The sequence below is a fragment of the Leptospira abararensis genome (genome assembly GCF_016918735.1).
GTDB classification, from domain to species: domain Bacteria; phylum Spirochaetota; class Leptospiria; order Leptospirales; family Leptospiraceae; genus Leptospira_A; species Leptospira_A abararensis.
Genome location: NZ_JAFFPR010000007.1, coordinates 200,214 through 221,276, shown reverse-complemented (window position 1 = coordinate 221,276; position 21,063 = coordinate 200,214). Strand labels below are relative to the sequence as shown.

The window sequence follows — 21,063 nt, the reverse complement described above, 5'->3', positions numbered from 1 at the left end:
TTATACTTTCTCCTTAGAAAAAACAAGAGAGGCGGCACCTAAGGCACCCGATAAACTTCCACCTGCACCAATTTTTAATCTATCATTTAACACGGGAAATATGCTTCCTCGAATTTCCGCCTCTAGGGTTTTTCCAAAGAGGTCGTATGATTTTGTAATCCCACCCACAAAGATGACAGCTTCTGGATTGAGTAGGTGGACTGCTCCGCGAACCGCATGGGCCAAAGCCAAGGTTCCAAAATCTAAAACTTCCGTTGCAAACGGATCCTTATCTCTAACTAGTTGGAAAAATGCTTCAGCATGCTTTAGTTTTCTTTTTGATTTTTCAAAGTATCGACCGAGAAACCCTCTGGTGGAAAAATAACTTTCTACACAACCATGAACTCCACATCCGCAAAGGGCCCCACCGATCACAGAAGTGGTATGGCCAATTTCGATTCCATTTCCGAGGTATCCTGAATATAATTTTCCTTTGTCTACAAAACCGCCACCAACTCCTGTTCCCAGGGTGATGGTAAGTTGAGATTCTGTGTCTTTAAAATATCCAAAGTAGGCTTCGCCGAGGGCCGCACAGTTGGCATCGTTTTCATACCAAACGGGAAGAGAAAATTCCCTTTTTAACTCTTCTTTGATCGGAAGGTTTTTTAGCCCTTGCATATTAGCACTGGAAATCATTACTCCTCGTTCATTGTCTAAGGGGCCCGGGGAACCCACACCAATTCCCGTCCCATCTTTTGTGAGGGGTCGAATGGTATCTTTTAAAATTTTTAAAAAACTTTGATTATCTAAATGTTCGGGAGTGGGCGAAACTTGAGAATGCAGTTCTTTTCCACTTTCATCGAAAAGGCTAGCACGGATGCTTCCTCCACCGATATCCACTCCGATAGCGTTTCGCAAACTCATTCCCCCTTGATGACTTGGTCAAATTTACCGTTTTTCATTTCATAAACGGTTTGGGCATCGAAGGCAAGTTTCATATCATGTGTGACAAGGATGATGGAATGATTTCGTTTGTTGTATTCGTTGAGTAGGAGTTGGACTAAATAACTATTTTCTGGATCTAGATCTCCGGACGGTTCGTCCGCAAATAAAATGGCTGGATCGTTGATCAGAGAGCGGGCGATGGCCGCTTTTTGGATTTGGCCCCCGGATAAAGTTCGGGGAAGCGAATTTTGAATATCACCTAACTTTAAATGTTCGATCAAATAATCGCATTTACGAATGTAGTCATCATTTGGGAACTTGCGAGTAAACAGTGCTGGCAAAAGGATGTTTTCTTTGATCGTAAGATTGCCGACAAGTTCGGAAAACTGGAACACAAGGCCTAAGTCTCGTGCACGAATTTCTGCTAGTTCTTGTTTTGATATTTGTGATAGTTTGGTTTGGTCATAAAGGATGTCTCCTTCTGTGGGAGAGAGCATTCCTGTGAGCATGGATAACAAAGTGGTTTTACCCGATCCCGAAGGTCCAATGATCGCAACATAATCTCCTTGATTTACATCGAAGCTGACAGAACTTACGGCTTCGTCTTTTCCAAATCGTTTGGTGAGGTTGTGGACACGGAGTAACATTACTTTTGCCTCCGAATTGACTTATAAGGATCAATGTAAGAACTAATTCCAATCGTGGGAACAGAGATTAAAAATCCTAAAGCAATGAAAAGAACCAAACAGGTGAAAATGGATTTTAATTCATTGTAGATACCGAAATCGGGAGGCGGATTTAAGTATCCTAAATTGATAATGATAGCCAGTAGGAAACTGGGCAAAAATAAGAAAAATAAGGACAAGGAATGTAGCCAAATGCAGCCCAATCGGTTCCCACCAATGGCCATCATGACCCCAATGTCCCCAAGGCCTTGGAGGCAGTGGAAGAAAAAGAGAGCCATCAGTGCAAAACTCGTAGAATAAAAAAGAATCTGCGGAGATTGGTCAAAGGAAACGATACTAGTAAGGGACACTCCTGAATACAAATGGAAGTGAATCCTTATGGCGAGTAAGAAGAATGTAAAAACCAGGGCTCCGACGAGGCCATAGGCCACCGAATAGAGTCGATCCCGGAAGAGAAGGCGTAGAGCAAACGAAATGTAGGTGAGCTGTATCACTTCCAGGACAGAATTGACGTAAGACTCTTTTTTACCAACTAAAATAGGAAAATAGGAAGTAAGCGAATTTGGCATTTTTTATCTTTGTGGGAGCAGCAGTGATTATGCTCGGTTTTCTCTTGACCTTCATTGTCGGGCAGAGACGGGATAGTTATGCCAAGGCCTTAAGTCTTGCCACTCTGGGGAACTTTCTGGATGCCCGGGCCCTCGTTCGCGAAAAACTGGAAGAAGACCACCAAAACCCTTATGGCCACTATGTCATGGCAAAGATCTACGCCATGGAAAATGATCCATTAAACGAGGCAAAACACCTCGAAATCATCAAAAAGAACAATCGGTATACGAAAGAAATCGATTCCGTGACTGTATCCAACCGCATTGCAGATATTTATTATAACAAAGATTTTTTTGAAGAGGCCTTCTTTCATTATCTAGACACCCTCCAAGCAGATCGTTCCAATCCCATTGCTTGCCTTCGTTTGGGATTTATGGCACTGGGACAAAAAGAATTTAAAATTGCAGAACATTTTTTCTCTCGGATCCCAGAAGAAAAAATCAATCTTTCCTCCTACTTCATTGCTCGGGGAGTGATTTCCGGTGTCACTGGTGGGGGAAAGGAAAAGGAATATTTTGAAAAGGCTTACAAATTAGAAAAGTCTCCCGTTTCAGGTTTTTTATACGCACTCTCTCTTTCTCGTGAAAACAAACATAAAGATGCCGTAAAAACCGCAGTCGCCATCAGTGAGCAAATAGAAGACGAATTTGTCCGTTTCACTCTCTTTCAGTTTTTAATGACAGAAGCCATTTTGATGCAAAACTTTCCAGAGGCTTTGAAATACGGAAGGCTCTGTTTGGAAATGGCTAGGCTCAATGCTTGGCAAAGTGAAATCATAGAAACAAGCATCCACTTTGCAATGATTACCGTTTATATGGGTAGGTTGGATGATGCTTCCGAATATTTGATTGAGGCCGAAGTAGAACGGTTAGATGATCCCGATGTGGTGGCCCTCGCCAATTTGAAATACCGATTGGAAAGGGGAACGGGAACTGTGGATTCTTTAATCCATGAGTATGATCTTTCCCGTGAACTTAATTTACTTTCTGTCAATTTATTTCCTAACTCTAGATACTTTGAATTGAGCGGAATGCGTTCTTCCAAACCATTCAATATCAAAGGTATGGTGGACGATAGTGGGAAAAAACTAACTTCCAAATTGGATATGTTAGGTTTGGATAAATTTGAAAAATTTATTAGTATGCCGGGAACCAATTTTAAAAACCAAGCTACACGTATGGTGATGAGTATGGGTTACCGAGTCACCAAAGAGATGTCTAACCCAGAAGCAGATGGCGTGAACTTACTTGCTTCCTCCAAAGAAGATGTCAATAAAAGAGCACTATTTCGGGTTCGTAAATGGAAAGATGCTAAGGTATCCGATGTTTTTCTTCGGGAGATGACAAACCAAATGGAAGAGTTAGGTGCCACAAAAGGATATGTCATTGGAAATTTTGATGTAACCGAGGGTGGGAAAAAAATCATCGCTGCCAGTAATGGAGCACTCGAGATGTACAGTGGGGATTTGTTTGAGGATTTACTCAATAAAACAATGTGATGCACACTCTTTATAAATCCTTTTGTATTTATTTGATTTCGTCCTGTCTCTTATTTTGTTTTAGTTGCCAATTCATAAAAGAAAAATCACAATCCACTAAAGCTGACAATCCTTCTTATGCGAATACTAAAGAAACGGGTTGCCCTATTTCCTTATCGCTTGGAACTGTTTACGGAACTGCCCTTTCTAAATTTGATGAAACTTTTCTTTTGAGTGAATTAAAAGTATTACTGGCGGATCTATGTGCGGGTTCCTTTTCTCATTTGCCGAGTCTCATCCATCCCCAAAAAGGTCTGTATGTAGATGCCAAAGGGTATTGGACTTATGCAGAAGTAGAAAAAGACCTCGCCGATCCCAATGGATACTTTCAAGTTTATTACTTTGATTCCAAAAAGTTGGATGGAAAGAAGGGAAGTGTTGGGAATCTAACCGTTCGCGATGTTTTCCTTTCAGCAAAACAAGTTTGGGTCGATCTTTACGTAGGCTCTAGCGAAGAGGTAGAAGTTCGGTTTCGGTTTGCGGAAAATCAGAAATTAGAGCGGTATTTGATCAATCCCAGCTTTATCAAATGGGAGGGGAGTTGGTATCTCCTCCGTATGTTTTGATTTATCTGGTTCCTGTGATTACTTGTTTTACGATTTCGGAAGCTGTATAACCGGGGTTTAATTTTTTAGCATCTGCTACTTGTTTGGTGGCAGTTTTTTCATCAAACCCTAATTGGATGAGGGCAAGCGTTGCCAAATCTGTTTCTCTATCTTCTGAATCTGTTTTTGTAGATTCATCGTTCAAAAACATTTCTAGTTTTTTTAGGTTTTGTTTGATCTCAAAAAGAATTTTTTCTGAAGTTTTGCCTTTGACCTTGGGAATTTTTTCCAAAGTTTTGCGGTCGTCTTCTTTTGCAATTTTGTACAAATCATCTGCATGGAAAAAAGATAAGATTTTTAGGGCAGTGAGTTCGCCAATCCCATGGAGTGATTTGATGAGTTGGAAAAGTTCTCTATCTTTTCTAGTGGAAAATCCAAATAGGCGTTCTCCTCTGTCTGTGATGGAGTGAAAGATATGTAAAAAAATCTCTTCTTTCATTTTCTCCTTACATTCTAAATGTAAAGGAAAGGGGATGTGGACTTCGTAACCAACACCAGCTACATCCAGGACAAGATGGTCCATTTCAAGTTGAATCAATTTTCCGCGTAAAGTTGCAATCATGGTAAGAGTTCCACTTCCAATATTTAGGATCCTATTCGTTTGGCGACAACTCTTTTGCGTATGAGAACAAAGGAAGTTTCTTTGATTTAGTGAATGTGAATTGAAAAAAAGAAAAGGAGGTTGTGTTTTTACATATGATTTAGTAAAACAAAAGGAGTGAAACGAATTCGAATCTCCAAACATCCAAGTCTGGCACAGTATCTGACTCTGGCCGATCTCTTTAAAAATTTACCTCATACAGTGCTTCGCGAAATGAAGGAAAACACGGTGCGAGAATTTTTAGCGGGAGGTGAGGTTTTGTTTGAGGAAAACTCAGAGGGAAGTGATTTATACATTCTTGCTGCAGGAAAACTTCGGTATGAAAAACGGGCCACAGACGGGACTGTTCGAGACGCGGGAGAATTCAAACGACTCGATATCATTGGCGAACTAAGTTTATTTACTGGTGAAAAACGTTCCGCCACAGTCAAAGCCATTCGAGACTCGGAACTCATCCGAGTTCCAAGGGATGTGGCTCTCTCGATCCTTCTTAAATACCCCGAAAGTCTTTTACAAATCACCAAAATCATCGCAGAACGTTTGGCACATGCCAAAACAGATAGCAAAGGATTTGTTCCTGTTTCTAAAACTTTTTCCATTCTTAGTTCTTTTCCAAAAGAAACTTTAGATGAAATCATTCATCGAATTGGACTTGTTCTCCTTCGTTATGGATCCTTTTGTGTTGTAGATGAAAGTGTATTCTTAGAAAGAACTACCGAGTTGCAATCGTTAGATGAATCGGAAAGAGAACCTTGGATCATCCGTTTTTTTTCCCAACTGGAAGCCGAGTATGATTTTGTTTTTTATCTATTGGATGATAGTCAATCTATCTCCACTTGGACCGAGCGAGCTTTACGTCAGTCCGACACCATCCTATTGATCAAAGATGCAAAGGATGAACCAGATTGTATCCATTTAGAATCTCTTTTGGATCAAAAACTATGGAAGAATCGAACGCAAGTTTTGGTCCTCCTCCAGCCAAATCCTGTGGATGTGGTTCCAGGCACTATTCGGCATTTGCAAAAAAGGAAATTCAGCCGCCACTTCCATGTTCACTTTGATCGAATGGATACTTGGGAAAGGCTTGGGCGGGGACTGCTTGGTAAGTCGATTGGTCTTGCTCTTGGGGGAGGAGGAGCCAAAGGTTTTGCTCATTTGGGAGTCCTTTCTGCCTTAGAAGAAAATCAAATTCCCATTGATATGGTTTCAGGAACCAGTGCAGGTTCTATCTTTGCGGCTCTTATAGCAATGGGAGAAACAAGTAGTGGAAGTAAAGAGAAAGCAAAATCCTTTTGGGTCACAAAAGACCTGTTAAATGAATATACTGTTCCTGTTCTTTCTTTAACCACTGGAAAAAAGTATACAGAAGCCATTCGCCAGTTTTTTGGATCCATTCAAATTGAAGACTTATGGATTCCCTATTACTCCATTTCCACGGACTTGTCTCATTCGGAAATTCATGTACATGACAAAGGGGATTTGTGGAAGGCTATTCGAGCAAGTACCTCCATTCCAGGAATTGTTCCTCCCTTAATCGATGATGGGGTAGTTTATGTAGACGGAGGAGTTTTAGATAACGTTCCTGGGATTACTTTAAAAGAGAGAGGAGTTGGAAAGGTAATTTCCGTAGATGTGTTTGGCGATATTTATCCTGACCAAGATAAAGAACTTTGTGCCTATTTTGATAAAACAAATCCAGGGGTGATGACAAACCCTTTGACTCAAATTACCAACTTAATTAATTTTAATGAAATTCTTCGGCCTAAGTTTCCTCCCATTGGCGATATCATTATCAGATCCATCCTTGCCTCGAGTAGGGACAGGATTCGCCAGACAGAAAAAATATCCGATTTGTTTTTACAAATTCCTACAAACAACTTTGGACTTTTGGATTGGTTTGCTTATGAACGTCTCATTGAACTGGGTTATGTTTCCTCTATTGATAAAATCAATCGTAGCCGAGAGAAATTTCTAAATCCTACTTTACAATAGATACGATCGACTATCATACAAAGTATGTTTGTCTTTCGTATGGAAAATTTTCGGTTAGTAGTTTTTTCTCTATTTTTACTTGTTGCATGTTCTCTTTCTGCACAAAACTTAGATTCGTTAGTTGAGTCAGTATACAACAAACAAGAATCACTTCTGATCCGAAATGAGATTCGAAAACGTTTGGGAGACCGAGCCAATGAATCCTCTGTAAAAGAAATCGTAAAATCGCTACGTGTATGGGCTGCTTTTGAGTCCATGCCAGCGGTGGAATTTGCCGAAGAAGTCGAAAGGTTTGTAATTCTTTCCGATTATGGATTCACTTGGGAAGAAACCGAAGAACTAATCCCTTACTTCATCACAACGAAACCGAACAAAAAAGACATTCCATATTTAGGAAAATTCTTTAAGGAAATGTCCACCTCCCACCTTCCTGACGAAAGGGTTTCCGAAATTCTAAGGATTGCAAAATCCAAACAATGGAGTGGTCCCTCTGTTTTTGTAGCAGGACGATTGGTTCTCCTCTCTAGAAAAAAAGAAGAAAATCCAAATCTGACTCTAAAACGATTGGAACAGATACTTCCCAAACAAATCCAAAACCTAACGGAAGAAAAACGAATAAAATTTTTTAATGATTGGTTTGTCAGTGAAAAAGGGAAAATAGAAGAAAAACATTGGGAGATAGTAAAGGCGGATACTCTTCCTTTGTTAGCTCCTACAATACCCAAGGAAATTTTTAAAAAATCGGAAAGACGAACGGAAATCATCTGGAACGAACAAGGGGAGTGGGTCACTAAAGAAAGGCCGAAACTCGATCCTAACTTAATTTTTTTAGAGGAACAAAATAGTCTTCCGCCTACTAGTAGTGGGGAAAAAGAAAAACGAAAGTTAGTCGATCCTGTGGGTCGTGAGTGGATCGGAACCCCTTATCTTTATGGGGGGTATTCTAGACGCGGAGTGGATTGTTCTGGGCTAACAAAATCCATTCTTACCGATCCTAAAATTGGAATGAACGAAAGGATGATTCCTCGGTCTGCTAGAGACCAAGCACAAATTGGTAAATCTGTCCCAAGAGAAAAACAACAAATAGGAAATTTGGTATTTTTTTCAGCTTCCTCAAACACAAGTAAAATCACCCATGTGGGAATGGTTTTAGAAAATGGTAATTTTATTCATGCATCGACAAGTCGTGGAGTTGTCATCCAGTCCTTAAATGAAAAATGGTGGAAGGAAAGGTATGTGACGGGTCGCGATATTTTTACAGGAGGAAAATAGGATGGGTAAAAAAAGAGCCTTAGTTTTATCTGGGGGAGGAGCCAGAGGTGCCTACCAAGCAGGTGTTTTGCGGTATTTAGAAGAGATCCATTGGAAGCCAGATATTATTTGTGGAACTTCGGTTGGTGCCATCAATGCTTGTGCCATTGGTTCTGGAATGAATTCCAGTCGCCTATCGGAATTATGGCTTAGACTCAATCAAAAAAATATCATGCGTTATTCGATATGGAATATGTTAAAGGGACTTTTTCGAAGAAAATACTATCCACTTGTGGAAACCTATCCTTTAAAAAAATTCATTCATGAAAACTTAGATTTCACAACTCTGAATGAATCTAAAACTAAAGTCATTATTTCTGCTGTGAACATCTTAACCTCAGAGTTAAAGTTTTTTGAAAATCCCCATATACAAATCGAACATATCTTAGCTTCTTCCGCCATCCCTATGGTTTTTCCTTGGCAGATCATTGATGGGGAACCCTATTGGGACGGGGGAGTGATGGCAAATACTCCTATCCTTCCCGCCCTAACTCATGAAGCATCAGAAATTGTAGTGGTCCTGCTTTCTCCTGTGGGTGGAACCCCTATGATGGAATCCCCAGAAACCAAAGACGAAGCCTTAGAAAGATTGTTTGAATTGTATCTTCTTGGTTCTTACAGAAGTGTGGAACAAGGATTGGAATACAGAAAATCAGTCATGAAAGGACTTACGCCGATTGAAAATTTTTTCTTGGGTCTACGAACACAATTTAATCATGCAAATATCTCTGTGATTGCTCCCAAACAAATGTTAGGCTTAGGTAGTATATTGAATTTTAAAAAAGACCAGGCAGAAATCCTCTTAAAACAAGGATATGAAGATGCCAAACAGTCTTTTACATTCAAAACAAAGTCAAACTAGGTTTTTGGGAAAGGTTAAGTAAAAAGTAGAACCGTTCCCAAGAGCACTTGTGACTTCAATGGATCCGTCCATAGATTCAATTTGGTGTTTTGCAAGGAATAAACCCATTCCTTTACCTTCGATGTCTTGGCGTAAACGGAAGTTCATTTTGAATAATTTGTGACCGTGCCGAGTCATGTCGATTCCTGATCCATTGTCTTGGATGGCAATTTTTAAGAATTCGTTTGTTTCTATATAATCGATGGTGATTTTACATAGTTCGTCAGGACTCGCATATTTGATCGCATTGGTAAGAATATTGTTTATGATGCTATCAAAGTAGGCTTGGAACCCTAAAAGTTTCATTCCTTCTGGCAAATGGTTTGTGAATTGTATTTCTCTATTGGCACCATTCTTTAAAATAAGAATCTGTGCTTCGATACTTTCTCTAATCGAAATTTTTGATTTTGGAAGTTCTTTCGAATCCCTTTCAATATTTAATAATTCGTTTAGGTTGCGAATGATTTGGTCTAGTTGGAAGGAGGAGGATTCAATGAGACTCAGTAATTCTGTATTGGATGGGTTTTCCTTCAACATAGCGGTAAGGCTCATTAGGTTGGCTATGGGAGCGCGGAGGTTATGGGAGGTAATGTAGGTATATTCTTTTAGTCTTTCGTTTTGTTTGTTTGTGACTTGGAAAAGAGATTCTAATTCTCGATTTTTTGTGAGCAGTAAAGTTTCTTTGTCAAATAAAGAATCTTGGATGAGTTTTTCATCATGGATGTTTTGGATGGCTCCATAAAAACCAACGCAAATATCGTCTAAAAATTTTGGAGTCGCAATGATACGAATCCAGAATTCATTTCCTGAGTCGCTTTGTACAAGACATTCCATATCAAAGGTCTCTTTGGTTTGGATGCAGTGAATTTCTTTTTCTTTGAGGTTGGGGCCAAATTCTTTTGTTCCAAAAAAACTCAAATCTACGTTTTCAATTTGTTTTGAAGTTTTTACTAGAATTTCAGTGGCCACTTGGGAAAGGGTTATTTGTTTTTCTACTAGGTCGTAATCAAAACTTCCCACCTTTGCCAGACGGTTTGTTCGAAGGAGTAGTTCTTCCATCCTCTTTCTATCGGAGATATCTCTGGTTTGGATCACAAGACCATCGTTAGTGGGAATGACTTGGTGGAAATAATAACCAGGAGCTACAAAATTACCTGGAATTTGGAATTCTTGTTCCATTGGAATTTTTGTTTCTACGACTTTTTTATAGTCTTCGAAAAAACCGTTTTCACGGTTCACGGGAAAAAGTTGGCAGATTCCTTTTCCTAATAATTCGTCCTTTTTCATTCCGAGTTGTTCTTCTGCTTTTTGGTTCACATCGGAAATGATAAAGTCAATGATATCACCCTCTTTGTTTTTTGAAGTTTCTAAAAAGTAAATGGCTTCGAGTGCTGAATTCATAGCTGCTTGGTATCTTTGGCTACTGATCTGGAACTTTAATTCAGATTCTTTTTCGTTGGTAATGTCTTTGGCAGCTCCGATGATGGAAAGTACAACGCCATTTTCATCCATAATCGGTTTTGTATAATCGCGTAACCATTTGATTTTCCCAGATTTCGTACGAATGCGGTATTCAATCACACCCGTCTCTCCTTTTAAAATTTTCCCCATTCGTTCGGCGATAATGGCGATATCTTCTTTGAGAAGAACATGGATCCAACCGCCTAACTTTTTAATCTCTTCAATGGAATAACCAGAGGTAGTCGTTAGTTCTTTAGAACTCCATTCTGCAATAATTTCTCCATTCACAATCTTTGCAGTGTAGATATAGTCAGAGGTGAGTTCTGTTACCAATTGTAAGCGGTTTTCTAAGGCCTGTGTTTCGGTAATATCACGAGAAACACCAACAATTTCTTTGATTTTTCCATTTGCATCAAGGATAGGATTTTTAACTGTTTCTAAAATCCTTGTAACACCACCTGAACCAAGATTGGGTTCTTTCCTTACATAACTGGTTTCTCCCGTTTCAAAAACTTTTCTATCTTCTGCATGGTATGCTTTGGTGTATTCTTCTTCGTTATAGGCAACATCTTGGATTCCTATCAGTTCTTGTTTGGAAAGTCCGTAAAAATCGGCACAAGCCTTGTTTACATAAGTTACTTGGAAATTTTTATTTTTACAGAAAACTAAATCGGTGATAGAATCTAAAATTTGCGAAAAATAAATTTCTCGTTCTTTTGCATTTTCTTCCATTTCTTTGGATTTGGTTTGGTCTGAAATATTGGCAAGTAGGTAGGTCGTATTTCCTAATTTGTCTTTTGAAATATAAGCATTCACTTGAATTTCGAAAGTGGATCCATCTTTTCTTTTGGCAGATAATTCACCATTCCATAGGGAATGGGTTTTTAGTTCTGACAGAATGAACTTTGGTTTTTCCTTATCTTCTAGGAAGTCGGATGCATTTTTTCCAACGATTTCATTAGTGTGATTGTATCCCCAAAGGGAGACAAAGGATGGGTTTACATATTGCAATTTTCCGTCCCAATCAGAAATCACAATGGCATTGACTGACTGTTCCAAAATTGTATGGATCAATGTTTGGTCTGTAAGTTCCAGTCCCATCTGCAGAAAGATAGGAGATGGATACTAAAGAACAAGTAAAATATATAAATTAATTTCTAGAGCTAACCATGATATAAACTGAGTGAGCACTGTATTCAAAAGTTTGGGATAAAGAGTTCGGATCAATCCGAGAATTTCCATTTCCCACTTCCCTGATATAAGTAACTGAGACGGATGATTTTGAGGTGGCCCACGAAAATCCTAAACTTAAACCTTTGTTTCTCGAATATTCGTTTCTTGGATTGGTACCAGAACGTGCTACTTTGTAAATCACACTCGCGTCTCCAGAGTTCATTTGCACTTGGTTCCCGAATGTGTTTTGTAAGTATAAATCGACAGCAGATTCAGTCCATGAAATTGGTTTAGTATTGGGTTCGTTTGTGTAAATACCAGCTAACACTGAAAATGTGTCTGCAAGGTAGTATTCCATTCCGGCAGCAAAATTTGTTGTAGATGCCCGAGTTAATTCTCGTACTTCTGTGTCATTAATTGTATAAGTGACTCTGCGTCCAAAGGAACTGATTTCGTCTTGGTTTCTGCGCGATTTATATCCTGTGGTATGGATCATGTCAAAGGAAGCTAAAAAACGAGAAGTAGGAAAGAAGGCTATTCCAAATCGTAACTCTGACGTTTGTGGGATTGAAGTGGTAAGTTTAGGCCTTTGTGTGAGGACTCCCCCTTCAATGGCTGAGGCACCATCCCCAGTTCCTTCAATAAAATCAATGGCGGAAGTTCCTGGCCTTCTTGTGGAATCTGCATACACTTCGTTATAAAGTCGATTTCCCCCCATAACAAAGATTCGCCTGTAACTCATTCCGAGGGATACTTTTTGGATGGGTTGGTATTGAATTCCCAGAACAGGCATGATCCCAGAGGTTCTGCGGTTGTCTACATAGGAACGCATAACATAACTAAGATCAGAAAATTGTTGGAACTGGGTTCTTGAAACTTCCTTAGTATCATTCATATAATACAAGGTAGCACCAATGGAAAGTTTGTCGGAAAGTGAATAAGCCGCACTTGGTCCCACAAGGAGTTGGTTGTATCTTTCTTTTGTATAGTTTCTAGTCGAGTTGATAGAAGGTGATACGAGAGGATAGTTGACCTGATCCACTCGGTTGTAAGAATAGTTGTAAGTATTTACAATGGAAAATGCAAATTTCCAGCGATCGAAGTTTTTTAACAAACCAATGAAGTTGGGATCAAATCCTTGGTGGGTTTGATTGTAAACCTGTCCTGGTGTATCGATATTGATGTAACTTCTTTTTACATCTTTGAAATTACTAGCAGAGATAGAAATTCCATCATTGTGAGTAAAACCAAGTCCCGCAGGATTGTAATACGCACCGGAGGGATCATCAGCAATCGCAGTAAAAGCACCGCCAAGTCCTGCCGCTCTTTCTCCATAAAATCCTTGAATATTATGGAAAGGCTCCGATCCAAAAAGGAAATTCGGAATAAGAAATAAAAAGGGAAGGAGATGAGAAATTCGAATTTGTTTTTTTTCTAACATGTTTTCTTTCAATTAAATTTGTACAATTGTATTGGTTACTAGAGTGTATTGTTCGTTACCATTCGTGTCGATAAAGTATCGATAAACATCTGCTGTAGGAATTTGGTCTGCGGTTCCGTAAAAATCTACATAATAAACAGGGCCGCCACTATTTACGTTATTATAAAACTCTCCCCAACCAATGTATTCATCAGGGTAAATATTGGGATCTACACCACCAGGCATAATCACATACGCATCGTATTCGGTAAAACCACCATCAACACCAATATTTCCGCTAGGAAGTGCGACGGTAAAATCAACAAAGGCATCCCATTCAAATTGGTAAGCATTGGCTCCTGTTTCATAAAACTGGCCATAGAGATCATAGTCAAAGTAGCCTAGTTCTTCATAATCATTGGTCGCATTGCCAATATCGTAATAATCTACGGCAAAATACTCTGTGTCTCCATTGGCATTATAGGTTTCTTCTAAGTAATATTCTTCCTGATTCGCATTGTCTATGTATTCTGTAGTTACATAACCTCCGAAATCATTGGACTTTCCCTTGACTGTGGTCGTGATTTTGTCTCCCGCAGTTGTATCGTAAACATTACTATAGCTTAAGGTTACACAATTGTTTGCATTGGCATTTGTATCATTATCACATTCTTCAAAGGTAAACCGAGTTGTAGATTTATCTGTACTGCCGGAGCCAGTTGTGACTTGTTTGATGTTTAAAATGGCTTTGTCTTTTTTTCCATCTTGGGCGATATAAGTGATCGATGCCTCTACGCTCAAAGAAATTCCGAAAACTTTTAAGGAGCGAGTGATGGAACTAAAAATCTTTGTTTTGTCGGATTTGAATTTGATGCTTTTTTGGAACTGATTATTTGCAGGGCAGGGTTGAGGTGTTCCAATGGATTCTGCAAAAGAATATTCAATTTCCACATCATATTCGTTATTCGATAGGGTTTTATAGACCATGGCTGGAGTGGGAACCGCCTGTCCTATGAAAGGAAGGATTCCTTCATTTTGCAAACTCACAAGTTCTCCGCGAGCTTCGTCTGCACTCAATCCCAGCCTTTGAATGCCAAGTAGGAACTCATCTTCCATCGATTGAGTGATTCGTACTGTCGATGTCCCTCCGGGAACACAAACCCCTGGACTTGCTTTTGCATTTCCGTAAGCACCACTAATCAGAACTAAATCTCTTTTGGAATCGCGAAGGATCTCGGACACAATGGAGGTTCCTTCGGTGAGAAAGGCTTGGCCGGTAAATCCATAATCAAATGTATCTTGAGCAATTCCTTTGGAGCTTACGATCGACCTTATCGATTTGGGTACTTTACGAACGGAAGCACCGAGTCCAGAGGATGGTTTGCGAATGGAACGAGGGACGGCTACACTTAAATTAGAGGGAAGTTCGGAATTAATACTGGAGCTTAGAAGGTTTCTCACAAGAAAGCGAGTCACCAATGCTTCTAAGGAATTACTCTCATCTTTTTCTTTTTTACAACCAATCAACGCAAAGAAAACAAGAAAGAATATTAGAAATAGATGATTCATCACGCGTTCATTTCACGAGCGCGAAAGGAAATGTCAATTCTAAAGTCTTTAAGGAAAAAAAGAGTTTCCAAACCATTCACTAAAAACATAATTTCTTGAATGAGAGCACTATCTCAAACCGTTTTGTTTCTTTTTTTAGCACAATCACTCGTTGCCAAGGGCAATGTATACGTACAAAGCACAAAAGCAAAACTTCTTTCCCAACCAAAGCTCAGCGCCGATGGATTTCCTTTGGCAATGGGAGAAGTACTATCACCCATCGGAGAACAGGGGCTATTTGTTCAGGTGAGAGCAAAGGATAACTTAGGTTGGGTTTCCAAATTATTTGTATCGCCTCTACCTCCGGGAAGCCAAATCAAATTGGGTGTCACTTCAAATTCCTCAGAGGCAGTGGTAGCAAGACAAAGAGCCTCCGATTTTACAAAAACAGCGGCAGCCAGAGGACTTTCCGAAACACAGAAAATGAGAGTTCGCGGGGAAGGGGATTTGTATGATTTTGAATCCTTACGTTGGCTCGAATCGGTTCCGTCTGATGTAATACCTGTAGTTTTTAGTGAAGAAGTTATTAAAGTAGAAAAATCGAATATTCTGAATTTCTTATCTACTGGTTCTGATTTGGAAGTTTTGAAGGAAACCCAAGCAGAGGTGAAAGTTGGACGTTCCCTCGCTGCCAGGTTATTAAAAAAATACCCATTAGTAAAAGATGCTGAATTTACTGGTTATCTGAATGGAGTGGCGGCGCGAATTGCCTCTGTTTCTTCCAGAAAAGATTTGAGTTTTCGTGTGGGAATCATCCAGTCCCAAGAAATCAACGCATTTGCTTGTCCTGGTGGATTTATACTAATCACCACAGGGAGTTTAAAAAAAATTCAATCCGAATCGGAACTTGCGGGAATCATCGGGCATGAGATGGGACACATTGTACTCTTCCACAACGGAGAATTCAAGCAGTCGAATGTGTTTATTGATATTCTCTCTAGTTTATTGTCACCACCAGGTGTAGAAGTTGTGAATGCTGCTACTTCCGCTGTTTTAGATGAAATGGAAAAACAATTGTTTGAGACGGGGAGGGACATGAAATTAGAATTGGAAGCAGACGAAGCAGCAGTGACTCTCGCAAACCAAGCTGGATATTCAGCCATTGGTCTTTCTAGTTATTTAAATACATTGTCCAAATCAGAAGGCACAGAGTCCTTTAAAAAAACGCATCCCGATACTACCATTCGCATTGCCAAATTGGTTTTCTACGAATCCTCTGCTGTAAATGATGCGCCCTTAGTCAAAGATCGTTGGAGTGAATTTAAATCCAAAATAAAACCATGAAACAAAAAAAGTTTTTCTTACCGTTTTTCCTGATGGTGATTGTACCTGCGATCCTGATTGCTTTTTTATCTTTATTTGGTTTTTCCCATACTTTAAATCGAAAGTTGTCGGACTCTTTTTTTCATTTACTTCCTTCCCATCACATTTTTTCAAAAGATATAGTAATCATCGACATTGACGAACAGAGTATCGCAAAATATGCGGACCATCCAGAACTTGGGCAGTGGCCTTGGAAACGGACCATATATCCAACGTTAATTGGATATACAAAACTCATCTCAGCGCCAAAAATCACAATCATCGACATCTTGTTCACAGAAAGGTCGGACTATGATGATGCTTTAGTGGCAGCCAATATCAATTTAGGCGAAATTTCCCATGCGGCGAATTTTCGAGACGGAGGGATTGTTTTTCCAAGAAAGGGAGAAGAGGATTTAAGCCAAAAGTTTGATGTTCTTTTACCGGAAGACACTACTTTCCCTCGGTATGAAAATGCGTCCTTCCCGATCGGTGAGGTGGGTGAGACTTCACCCATGATTCATGTGGTCAATGTCATTCCTGATAGTGATGGGATTCTTCGTAGATTCACTCCCTTTATCCGTTGGAAAAACAAACATTTTCCTACTCTCGCCTTACAAGCATTTGTCTCTGGAAAACCTTACGAGACGAAATGGAAAGAAGGTCATTTATGGATCCAAAAAGAATATGTAAAAAGGGAAGTGCCTTTGGGAAAAGATGGGCTCGTACGTGCCTATTTTTATACCGAGGCGGAGCTACGAAATATCCCTCGTTATTCTGCTGCTGGAATCATTGAGTCCTTAAATCAAATCAATTCGGGTGAAGTGGAAGATCCAGAGAAACTTCTTGTCCCTCCAAGCTTATTTGAAGACAAAATTGTTTTAATTGGAACATCTGCTGCTTCCACCCATGATGATGTGGTCACTCCGCATGGACTTTTTCCCGGTGTGATTGGGCAGGCAGTTTTTGCTTCGAATTTACTGGAAGGTCATATGTTACGAGAACTTCCTGAGACTTTTGGAATTGGCTTTACCCTTTTGGTTCTTGTCATTGGAGTTTTTGTACTTTTTATCAACCAGTGGCATCTTTTGAAAAATATCTATCCGATTCTCGCCGTATCCCTGTTCGTTGGTCTTTTTTATTTTTTATATCGATTGGATTTAGTTTTAGGTAGTTCTTCCTTTGTGATTGCTTTTCCCATTTCTTATTTATTAGGTTTTGCTTACCTCACCTATACGGAAGGAAGAGAAAAAAGAAAGTTCAATAGTATACTACGTAACCTAGTCGATCCAGGTGTCGTCAGTGAGGCTCTCGAAGATATGGAATCCTTAAAAAAAGGAGGAGAGTGGGAGATCACTGCATTTTTTTCTGATGTGGCTGGATTCTCAAGTATCAGCGAAGAACTCAGTGCCAGTGACCTTGCACGGTTGCTCAACGAGTATTTATCTGCGATGACAAAAATCCTCAAATCCAATTCAGGAACCTTGGATAAATACATTGGGGATGCCATTGTCGGTATTTTTGGAGCTCCTATTCAAAACAATGAACATCCGAGGCTTGCCTGTAAAACGGCCCTGGAGATGGTTACCGAATTGGAAGTTCTAAGGTCCGTATGGAAAGAAAAAATGGATTATTCGGAAACCGCAAGAAATATGACATTCCGTATTGGACTTAACTGTGGACCAGCTAAGGTTGGTTTTATGGGAACAGATAGCCTTGCCTCTTACACAATGATGGGAGATACCGTCAATTTAAGTGCCAGATTGGAAGCCGCAGCAAAAGACTATGGAGTCTCTATTCTTGTTTCTGAAAGTATAGAATCTCTCTGCAATGGAGAATTTCATTTTCGATTTTTAGATTGGATTCGAGTCAAAGGAAAGGAAGCTCCCGTCAAAATTTATAGTTTGGTATGTTTTATTTCCGATTTATCGTCTCAAGTATTGGAAGCAGAAAAAATGTATGAAGAAGGTTTTCAATTCTATTTAAATCGTGAATGGGACAAAGCCATTGGATGTTTCGAAAAAGTTTCCAATATTTACGGTTACGAGGACAAAAGTAGCAAACTACTCATCAATCGTTGTCAGTCTTTATTTAAAAATCCACCAGCTGTGGATTGGGATGGTGTTTTCACAAGAACTTCCAAATAACAAAGTATTCTCAATAAAAATATAAATAAAAAAAGATAAGAACTAAGATTTGAAAAGGAAAAAATATAGATGGATGAAAAGGAAACAAACTCGATTTGTTGGAGATTGACTTTAGGTTTAGAATTATTGACATCCATACTTGCGGTACCAATCGCAGTGTTGTTTATTGTCTCGGGCGGTGAATATAACTTTGAAAAGGCGATTTATGTAGTTCTTGGAGCTAGCATTTCGCTTACCATTTCGTATATAGTTCCCACAATACGTTTCTTTCGATTACGAAATCTGATTTTAGAAACGAGACCTACTGTTTTTTCAAAAAAATCTCTTACTGAAAAACAAGAAACCAAAATCAAACTTCTGAAATTTCCTAAAAATAACTCGGGGTATTTTTTGGTTCAGTGGTCTTTAGGTATCCCCTTTGCGGCCATAGTCACCTTTCTTTTTTTTACACCAACCTTAGTGGAGCTCATTCCTTATATAGTGCTTCCTGTGATCATCTATCCTGTATTAGGTGTTTCCCATTTTTTTCTTACCGAATTGAAGTTGGCTCCTGTTTTATCTTTACCTGAGCTGAAAAATTTACCTTTAGCTTTAGAAGAAATTCCCAAAATTGGAATTTTCCCTCGTGTTTTTCTTACTATGTTTGCTGTCTTTAGTATGAGCATGACAACTCTTGGGTATTTACTCGGATCTCAGGTCACCGGAATCATTCAATTACAAAATGCGGGTCTTACCATTGGTTTGTTGGCATTGTTCATTTGTATTTCTATCTACGTTTTAACCTCTCTTTTTGTTCGCGCCTTACAATCGAATACAGACCAAATGGTAAAGAGATACGCTGGGCTTGCGATCGGGGATCTTCGCGAAACTGTTCCGATAATTTCTACGGATGAACTTGGTCATGGTTCATTATCTCTCAACTCCTTTATTGAGAGCATTCGTAAAATTACATCGGTGGTCATCAAAGAATCCGAAAGTGTGAGTAATAATTCCAAGGTTATAGCTTCACAAACACAAGGACTTTCCCAGGCAATGATGGAGCAGGCCTCATCCACAGAAGAAATGTCTGCGGGAATTGAAGAGATGTCTGCAAGCATTCGTTCCACCGCAGCGGGAGCAAAAACACAAAATGAAATCACAAGGGCTGCCCTAAATTCTCTTATCGAAATGGAATCTGTGTTAGTTGATGTCAATTCTTCAATGGAAAGAACCGAATCAGAAACCCAAAGGATGGAAAAAGAGATTCTTTCAGGCCAAGCTGCCTTACATTCCACTTTGTCAGCTATGGAAGAAATTGAAACTAGTGTAGAACACACTGCCGACGTAATCCAAGTCATAGGAGATATCTCTGATAAAATTGGATTATTATCTCTGAATGCTTCTATTGAAGCGGCAAGGGCAGGCGAGGCTGGTCGAGGTTTTGCCGTAGTCGCCAGTGAAATTTCAAAATTGGGTGAACAAACACTTCAAAATACAAAACGAATTTTAGAAGCCGTCGATAAAGCTTATGAAGCCTCCAAGTCGGGGAGGATTGCCGTCTCTAATACAGAAAAAACCTTTTCACAAATAGGAAGTGCTGTTGATACTACCATTCATTTGATTAAAACTTCGTCGGAGATGACCAAAAAACAGATGTTTATCGCTAAAGATGTAAAAGAAGGGTTTGGAAATTTGACTCGGTCTGCACTTGAGATAGAACAGAACACGGAAGAACAAGCGCGCACCTCTTTCGAACTTTCGCAGAGTATCGCAACCATATCGGAAGGAACGGAATATCTCAATCAGTTTGTGGGTGAAATTGATAAACTTTGCTCTGCACTCTCGGAACAAGCTAACAACCTAAAACGGGATGTTAGTTTCTTTCAGATTTGATCGTATTTGTTTGGGCGCCTCGCCAAGAGGCGACCGCGCTTTACGCTCCAATCTTTCCCTTACGGGAAAGGATTTCCGCTGCAATCGCTGGCGTTTAGATTTCAAAAAGATTTGGTTATTTCACCTTTCAAATACAAGACAGCACTTCCGCCGATTGAGACTCGCCCTCCTAAGTATTCGATAGAAAATTCAGCCCCCCGTTTTGATTTTTGTTGGCTCTTAAAATTCGTTTTTCCCAATCTTTGGGAAACAAAGGGAGCCAAACTGCAATGTGCAGAACCCGTTGCAGGATCTTCGGGAATTCCAAGACCTGGTCCAAAGAATCGAAATTCATAATCTGCTTTTTTGTTCACTCCCTCATTCATCCAAAGAGCAATATAGCCTCTGTTTGTTGGAAGTTGGCTTAATCTATGGAAGTTTGGGGCCAAGACCTCTAAATCTGAGGAAGAGGAAAAAAGAAATAGGGTATCCTTTCCTTCCCAAATTTCGTTAGGTTCCTTTCCTAAAACAGAAACCAATTCTTTTGGTTTCATTGATTCACTTTTCCGAAATTCGGGGTAAGAGGGGAAGTTAAGATAAATCAAATCCCCTTTAATAGAGATAGGTAAAATTCCTGATTTTGAATGGAAATTGAAAGATTCTCTTGTTTCGCCATAGTGATTCTTTAAAACAAAAGCTGATGCCAGTGTCGCATGGCCACAAAGATCCACCTCCACAGATGGGGTAAACCAACGGATTTGATAATCGTCTTTTTCTTTTACAACAAAAGCAGTTTCAGAAAGATTGTTTTCCATCGCGATGTTTTGCATCCATTCTTCCCTAGGCCACTTGGGTAAGACCAGTACTGCTGCTGGGTTTCCCGAAAACAAAGAATTTGTAAAAGCATCCACGATATATATGGTTTCAAACATAAA

Annotated in this window: 16 protein-coding genes; 8 read left to right on the top strand and 8 right to left on the bottom strand. The window is 39.5% G+C overall.

Annotated features, from left to right (window positions below; translation table 11 throughout):
* The 3 genes from JWG40_RS02305 to JWG40_RS02295 are packed head-to-tail and all read right to left on the bottom strand — an operon-like array spanning window position 1 to window position 2,179.
* Window positions 1-897, bottom strand: a complete 897-nt coding sequence (locus tag JWG40_RS02305; RefSeq protein WP_205284311.1) for an ROK family protein — start codon at window positions 895-897, stop codon at window positions 1-3.
* Between the two features lie 2 nt (window positions 898-899).
* Window positions 900-1,571 carry an ABC transporter ATP-binding protein gene (locus JWG40_RS02300; protein ID WP_205284247.1) on the bottom strand — a complete coding sequence of 224 codons (672 nt, stop codon included), beginning with the start codon at window positions 1,569-1,571 and terminating at the stop codon, window positions 900-902.
* Complete coding sequence (locus JWG40_RS02295; RefSeq protein WP_205284246.1) at window positions 1,571-2,179, bottom strand: ABC transporter permease; 609 nt, start codon at window positions 2,177-2,179, stop codon at window positions 1,571-1,573. Before JWG40_RS02295 ends, JWG40_RS02300 begins: the two co-directional genes overlap by 1 nt.
* Between JWG40_RS02295 and JWG40_RS02290 the strand changes: the two genes are divergently transcribed.
* Both JWG40_RS02290 and JWG40_RS02285 read left to right on the top strand, forming a co-directional pair.
* The gene (locus JWG40_RS02290; protein ID WP_205284245.1) at window positions 2,173-3,717 is read left to right on the top strand and encodes a restriction endonuclease; all 1,545 of its coding nucleotides are present in this window, start codon (window positions 2,173-2,175) and stop codon (window positions 3,715-3,717) included. The two genes, JWG40_RS02295 and JWG40_RS02290, sit on opposite strands and share 7 nt — an antisense overlap.
* The gene (locus tag JWG40_RS02285) at window positions 3,717-4,322 is read left to right on the top strand and encodes a hypothetical protein (RefSeq protein WP_205284244.1); all 606 of its coding nucleotides are present in this window, start codon (window positions 3,717-3,719) and stop codon (window positions 4,320-4,322) included. Before JWG40_RS02290 ends, JWG40_RS02285 begins: the two co-directional genes overlap by 1 nt.
* 1 nt (window position 4,323) lies before the next feature.
* Here the strand turns inward: JWG40_RS02285 and ruvA are convergent, their stop codons facing one another.
* On the bottom strand, window positions 4,324-4,923 hold the full coding sequence (gene ruvA / locus JWG40_RS02280) for a Holliday junction branch migration protein RuvA (RefSeq protein WP_205284243.1): 600 nt from the start codon (window positions 4,921-4,923) through the stop codon (window positions 4,324-4,326).
* A gap of 156 nt (window positions 4,924-5,079) precedes the next feature.
* On the opposite strand from ruvA, the gene JWG40_RS02275 reads away from it, so the two are divergent.
* The 3 genes from JWG40_RS02275 to JWG40_RS02265 are packed head-to-tail and all read left to right on the top strand — an operon-like array spanning window position 5,080 to window position 9,127.
* A complete protein-coding gene (locus JWG40_RS02275) occupies window positions 5,080-6,954 on the top strand; it encodes a patatin-like phospholipase family protein (RefSeq protein WP_332470258.1) in 1,875 nt (624 codons plus the stop codon).
* 39 nt (window positions 6,955-6,993) lie between these two features.
* Window positions 6,994-8,226 carry a C40 family peptidase gene (locus JWG40_RS02270; protein ID WP_205284242.1) on the top strand — a complete coding sequence of 411 codons (1,233 nt, stop codon included), beginning with the start codon at window positions 6,994-6,996 and terminating at the stop codon, window positions 8,224-8,226.
* A 1-nt stretch (window position 8,227) separates the two neighbouring features.
* Window positions 8,228-9,127: a patatin-like phospholipase family protein gene (locus JWG40_RS02265; protein WP_205284241.1), complete on the top strand. Its 900-nt coding sequence runs from the start codon at window positions 8,228-8,230 to the stop codon at window positions 9,125-9,127.
* On the opposite strand, the gene JWG40_RS02260 is transcribed toward JWG40_RS02265, so the two are convergent.
* From JWG40_RS02260 to JWG40_RS02250, 3 genes are all read right to left on the bottom strand, one after another.
* Window positions 9,119-11,701 carry a PAS domain-containing sensor histidine kinase gene (locus tag JWG40_RS02260; RefSeq protein WP_232369107.1) on the bottom strand — a complete coding sequence of 861 codons (2,583 nt, stop codon included), beginning with the start codon at window positions 11,699-11,701 and terminating at the stop codon, window positions 9,119-9,121. The two genes, JWG40_RS02265 and JWG40_RS02260, sit on opposite strands and share 9 nt — an antisense overlap.
* Before the next feature lie 76 nt (window positions 11,702-11,777).
* Window positions 11,778-13,241 (bottom strand): OmpP1/FadL family transporter, encoded by a 1,464-nt coding sequence (locus tag JWG40_RS02255; protein ID WP_205284239.1) that lies wholly within the window; start codon window positions 13,239-13,241, stop codon window positions 11,778-11,780.
* Window positions 13,242-13,253: 12 nt separating this feature from the next.
* Complete coding sequence (locus JWG40_RS02250) at window positions 13,254-14,789, bottom strand: hypothetical protein (RefSeq protein ID WP_205284238.1); 1,536 nt, start codon at window positions 14,787-14,789, stop codon at window positions 13,254-13,256.
* A 99-nt stretch (window positions 14,790-14,888) separates the two neighbouring features.
* Here JWG40_RS02250 and JWG40_RS02245 point away from each other — a divergent pair, with 99 nt between their 5' ends.
* The 3 genes from JWG40_RS02245 to JWG40_RS02235 all read left to right on the top strand — a co-directional run bounded on the left by JWG40_RS02245 (window position 14,889) and on the right by JWG40_RS02235 (window position 20,149).
* Window positions 14,889-16,112: a M48 family metalloprotease gene (locus tag JWG40_RS02245; RefSeq protein WP_205284237.1), complete on the top strand. Its 1,224-nt coding sequence runs from the start codon at window positions 14,889-14,891 to the stop codon at window positions 16,110-16,112.
* The gene (locus tag JWG40_RS02240) at window positions 16,109-18,277 is read left to right on the top strand and encodes a CHASE2 domain-containing protein (RefSeq protein ID WP_205284236.1); all 2,169 of its coding nucleotides are present in this window, start codon (window positions 16,109-16,111) and stop codon (window positions 18,275-18,277) included. The genes JWG40_RS02245 and JWG40_RS02240 overlap by 4 nt, the downstream gene beginning before the upstream one ends.
* Window positions 18,278-18,346: 69 nt before the next feature.
* The gene (locus JWG40_RS02235; RefSeq protein WP_205284235.1) at window positions 18,347-20,149 is read left to right on the top strand and encodes a methyl-accepting chemotaxis protein; all 1,803 of its coding nucleotides are present in this window, start codon (window positions 18,347-18,349) and stop codon (window positions 20,147-20,149) included.
* A gap of 101 nt (window positions 20,150-20,250) precedes the next feature.
* Here the strand turns inward: JWG40_RS02235 and JWG40_RS02230 are convergent, their stop codons facing one another.
* A complete protein-coding gene (locus JWG40_RS02230; protein ID WP_205284234.1) occupies window positions 20,251-21,060 on the bottom strand; it encodes a PhzF family phenazine biosynthesis protein in 810 nt (269 codons plus the stop codon).
* Window positions 21,061-21,063 lie beyond the last annotated feature (3 nt).

Coding starts and splice junctions, on each gene's coding strand:
- JWG40_RS02300 (WP_205284247.1), bottom strand. CDS start 1,571: ATGTTACTCCGTGTCCACAACCTCACCAAACGATTTGGAAAAGACGAA.
- JWG40_RS02295 (WP_205284246.1), bottom strand. CDS start 2,179: ATGCCAAATTCGCTTACTTCCTATTTTCCTATTTTAGTTGGTAAAAAA.
- JWG40_RS02285 (WP_205284244.1), top strand. CDS start 3,717: ATGCACACTCTTTATAAATCCTTTTGTATTTATTTGATTTCGTCCTGT.
- ruvA (WP_205284243.1), bottom strand. CDS start 4,923: ATGATTGCAACTTTACGCGGAAAATTGATTCAACTTGAAATGGACCAT.
- JWG40_RS02270 (WP_205284242.1), top strand. CDS start 6,994: ATGGAAAATTTTCGGTTAGTAGTTTTTTCTCTATTTTTACTTGTTGCA.
- JWG40_RS02265 (WP_205284241.1), top strand. CDS start 8,228: ATGGGTAAAAAAAGAGCCTTAGTTTTATCTGGGGGAGGAGCCAGAGGT.
- JWG40_RS02255 (WP_205284239.1), bottom strand. CDS start 13,241: ATGTTAGAAAAAAAACAAATTCGAATTTCTCATCTCCTTCCCTTTTTA.
- JWG40_RS02250 (WP_205284238.1), bottom strand. CDS start 14,789: ATGAATCATCTATTTCTAATATTCTTTCTTGTTTTCTTTGCGTTGATT.
- JWG40_RS02245 (WP_205284237.1), top strand. CDS start 14,889: ATGAGAGCACTATCTCAAACCGTTTTGTTTCTTTTTTTAGCACAATCA.
- JWG40_RS02240 (WP_205284236.1), top strand. CDS start 16,109: ATGAAACAAAAAAAGTTTTTCTTACCGTTTTTCCTGATGGTGATTGTA.
- JWG40_RS02235 (WP_205284235.1), top strand. CDS start 18,347: ATGGATGAAAAGGAAACAAACTCGATTTGTTGGAGATTGACTTTAGGT.
- JWG40_RS02230 (WP_205284234.1), bottom strand. CDS start 21,060: ATGTTTGAAACCATATATATCGTGGATGCTTTTACAAATTCTTTGTTT.